The 4,087-nt window shown below is 52.7% G+C and carries 3 protein-coding genes; all 3 read right to left on the minus strand.

The genetic code is table 11. The features are described 5' to 3' along the window. Positions 1-189: 189 nt before the first annotated feature. Entirely contained in the window at positions 190-735 is a 546-nt protein-coding gene (locus LOC70_RS13025; protein ID WP_230254022.1) for a hypothetical protein, read from the minus strand. A gap of 101 nt (positions 736-836) precedes the next feature. Beyond that, positions 837-2,054: a hypothetical protein gene (locus tag LOC70_RS13030; RefSeq protein ID WP_230254023.1), complete on the minus strand. Its 1,218-nt coding sequence runs from the start codon at positions 2,052-2,054 to the stop codon at positions 837-839. 1 nt (position 2,055) lies between these two features. Beyond that, a complete protein-coding gene (locus LOC70_RS13035; protein ID WP_230254024.1) occupies positions 2,056-2,667 on the minus strand; it encodes a hypothetical protein in 612 nt (203 codons plus the stop codon). Positions 2,668-4,087 lie beyond the last annotated feature (1,420 nt).

The following is a 4,087-nucleotide window of genomic DNA, read 5'->3' on the forward strand; positions in this document are numbered from 1 at the left end:
CGTGTCCGTATCAAGTTCCTTCGACAAGGATCGGAGCACGATCTTGCCGGTTGATGTTGGCACACTCGTGGCGGTCGGTTGCATTTCAGTCGGATAACGTCGGCAATCACCCGGTCGCGACGAGAGATTGTCCATTGCCAAAACGCCCGACTTCGCGACTCGGGTGCATTGCTTGGTTCGCCGCAAATACTACGAAACCCAGGACTCTCCATAGTCGATGATTCTCCAATTGCCGTCAATCTTCTCATATGTTCGCGTTGATGCGCCACCACCCAGCGGGCAACACCAGACGCCGGTCTGAACCTCGGCCTCCGTTTCGGATACCCATCGACGAATTGTGACCCATTCCATCCAGGCACGAGCATCGGAATCCTTTGTCAACACATGACCGTCTTTGAGATACGCATCGGTTGCAGGCCTATACCAAGTATTGAGCTCTGGATGCTCATGCAGGAAATCCGTTGGTATATTGCGCCAGTTGCCCGTATCGGCCCATTGATCCATTGGCGTCAATGTCAGGCAGTAGATTCGCCCATCAGGCTCATCTAGATCGACGTACTTTTCAGGCTCCTCAAGTTCGGAAAGCAAGTAGCTATAGAGGTCGCCCTGGCGTTCCGACAGCTCTGCGGGCGTCCAGTTCGACGAGACATCAGCTTGTGATGGGTTTTCGTTCTGTGAACTGCAGCCGCAAGACAAAAGCGTGATTGCGATCAGCGGAAAGATACGGATTGCCATGATTTGAGGACTCTCATGTCGGCGAACGGCAGAATTCATGGGGAACGGGCGAAAGACATGCAAGCAGACCATTAAACACGACTCCCGTTCTCCCGTGCAATTCATGGTTCGTCGTCAGATCCTCCTCTCGGATCACCAAGGTCGTCCTCCCTTTGATCTTCACCTTCCCCATCTTGTGGGCCCGTCACTGACTCGTGTTTAACCCAGATGTCCGGACGCAATTTCATCAACTGTCGAACCCCTGACTCACTGAGGTTCGCACTCTCTGCAACCACCCCTTGCAGGCCCTTAATCCGGGCGAGCGCAGGAACGGAAGCATCCGAGACATGGGTTCCAGTCAAGTCCACCATGTTAAGGTTCGGAATCGCAGAAAGTACTTCGATTCCCGCGTCGGAAACCTTGGTGCCATCCAATTCCAGATAAAAGACGTTGGGCAGCAATACGATCTCTCTGAGGTGGCGATCAGATACGGTGCTATCGGTAAAGTCGAGATGGGTAAGCGTTGGATATTTCTCTATACCATCGAGTGACTTGACGTTGAGGAAACAGGCCATGTCAGGAATCGATGTACCCTCCGTAAAGCCAACAAAGTACGCTCCTTTCTGTTCCAAGTCCGCAGTTATGTTTTGGCGCATACGCTCATTAGTTGTGAGATTGCCGGGACCGCATCCAGCAATCAACGTCACGACAGCGATTGCGCAATGACCAAAAACGCGTGCAATAGGTCTCATGTTAATGCGACGAACGTTGGTGTTGACCGAGATCGCGCCTTGTGTCTTCCATGTCAAAACCGCCACATCGCGATCTTCGGTCCAACACATGGTTATCCGGCGTCGTGAATTCAAATCCGAAACGCAATTTTTCGCGAAATTACTGGAAGAGCGACGCCGGTGCGAAGGCGCGAGCTTTCCATTAAGCAACACAGGATACCGATTGTGACTGATGGCAGGACCGATCCATCCCCCAACCAATTTACCATCTTTGGGTGGCTTGACATCCGGATCGAAGTGGGCGTTGTACTGAACGACCCAATACCACCGATCATTTTCGGAACGCACCAACGTAGCGCCGGCGAGTTCAAAAACATACCATTCGGTTCGTCCGGTCGGAATGATTTTGTTGTGGTACGTGGCTGCGACCCGTATTGCGTTGGCCGCCGAGACGGGCACTTCATCCGATAGCGGATTCCACGCTGGCGTCGTTGCGAGGATTTCGGGGGTAACGGTGAAAACGTCGTCCGATCCTTCTGGGCAGTAGTTATCGGCTTGAAGCACAGTGTTAGCGATTGCAAGAATTGCCACAAGAATCAGGTATCGCATTTCAGGTTTCAATCGAGTTGGCACTTACTTCAATCGGGTAACGGTAGAATTCACGGGGGACGGGCGAACGATTTGCAAGCAGACCATAAAACACGACTCCCGTCCTCCCGTGCAATTCATGGTTACCCGAATTGCCGCATCCTATTCCTAAAACAAAATCTGTGCGTTCTCCAATTGGATCTACAAAAAGTCTTACGCGATCTCCTAGAGGAACGATTCTCACAACCGCTTGAAGCGGGTCACACATTATACCGGTCGAGAGATAAAAGTGGTCACGATCGCTTGATTCATCCGGACCGAAGAGTGTGGTTGGCCTGAGCGTGCCGTTTCGGAAACGAGTAGCCCAGGTGTTAGGTGTTGCGGCTACAGTCCACTCGGGATCGGAAGAATTGCCGGGTGACGCAATAACCCACAGTCCATCGTCCGACGGGTAGAAGCGAGATGGCAGCTCGACAAGCGCAGCAGCATCGACAAGCCTTCCGTCAGCGACGAGACCAGCAAACCTGGCCGGAACAGTGACATCATTTTCTGGAGTGTCATCGACAACTGGCGCCCCACACCCAACGACGCACACGATAAGACTGGCCTGCAGTAGCTTAGCGTGTGAGATCATGGCTACTCTTTCGGGTAACGATTAGCATCACCGGGCGGTGGAAGCCAGCGTGATCGGAAAGAGAAGCAGGTCTCCACCACCGCTCCGTGTGCATGCGATGGTTATCCATTGACATGGTAGATGTAGTGGTTTGACGAACACGCTACCAACAGAATGGATCTTGCGATTATATCTTCGATCTGAGTGACAGGGCCAGATATTCAGTGCGCAGTTCTTCCACCTTCGACATCTTAAGAAAACGGAGCCTATAACGTGGCCATGGCTTCCCGAGCCAAATCGCAATCAGTGGTGACACGAGAGAGTTCAGTAGGATGACGGCCGGAAAGTGCAGGATTTGATCGTCTAGAATTGGGAACAGACGCGGCAAACCAAAAACGGCCCCAAATAGTAGCACTACCGAAACAAGTTCAACGATTTCCGGTGTTTTCAGTGAAAGCAAAAGCTTGCAGTTTGGGCACTCGACAGTTCGGTACGCACAACGCCAGCGGCTCGTCTCCCAACTGCAGATAGGGCAGCAACTTCTTGCGTTGGTGTTGGCACCCGGCGTATGTGTAGGCGATGTGTACGGATTCAATGCCACAGAAGTGGGATAACGGCAGCGATCACCCGGCCGCCGCGAGAAATCAACCATTTGTGAAAACACTACTCGGCGGCTCGGTGTGCATCGCATTGTTCCCCGCATTTGCAATTGTCCGGAGTAGGCCCCATAAACGCGTACCGCGCAAAGTCTAGCAAGCCAGAGAACCGGAAACCAGAATCGACGTAATGTTCGATCACGTAGAACGCGAAGTAATAAGCACGGCAAAAAGCCCACACAGCAATTGCAAGCAGAGCGACGTATCGCATATCTGGAAGCTGAACAGCCAACAGAATTGAGGCGAGCAAGCCAAGAGCTACAAAAAGCGTGCCCTTCAGCCATATGATTCGGGGATTTGTTAGGTTTGCCACGCTGGTATCTCTCAATCAAGAAAGGCGTCGAGCTTTTTTGAATGCCGTGAGGATTGGACACGCCTGATACGCTTGTTCCTTTGTGACGCATCGGAGCGGTATCACAGCGGAGAATGGTCTGCCGGGGAACGGCACGGATCACGTGGTCGCCGCGAACGACTAACCGCTCCAGAAAACTCAACTCGGCGACTCACGTGCATCCGATGGTTCGCCCTTATCGTGGCGTGCCGAGGTGATGCTAGAGTTGGTCTCTGGAGTCGACATCCACACGAGTATACCGACCGCGCCAAATATTGTTGCCAAAATCACAGTAACGATTGGCAAGTAGATATGGACACCACCGACGGCGCGGACTCGTTGCTCCACTGAGAGCCTATCCGGAAACCGATTCAGGTTGTAAGTCGATATTTGAACGGAGGTTGGTCGCCAGCGGGTGCAAGTCTTCGGAGCATCCGTCCGATTGATGCGATGC

It is taken from the genome of Rhodopirellula halodulae, from assembly GCF_020966775.1.
Classification (GTDB): domain Bacteria; phylum Planctomycetota; class Planctomycetia; order Pirellulales; family Pirellulaceae; genus Rhodopirellula; species Rhodopirellula halodulae.

Bases quoted from the DNA above. Each gene is read 5' to 3' on its own strand.
- LOC70_RS13025 (WP_230254022.1), bottom strand. From the start codon at position 735: ATGGCAATCCGTATCTTTCCGCTGATCGCAATCACGCTTTTGTCTTGC.
- LOC70_RS13030 (WP_230254023.1), bottom strand. From the start codon at position 2,054: ATGCGATACCTGATTCTTGTGGCAATTCTTGCAATCGCTAACACTGTG.
- LOC70_RS13035 (WP_230254024.1), bottom strand. From the start codon at position 2,667: ATGATCTCACACGCTAAGCTACTGCAGGCCAGTCTTATCGTGTGCGTC.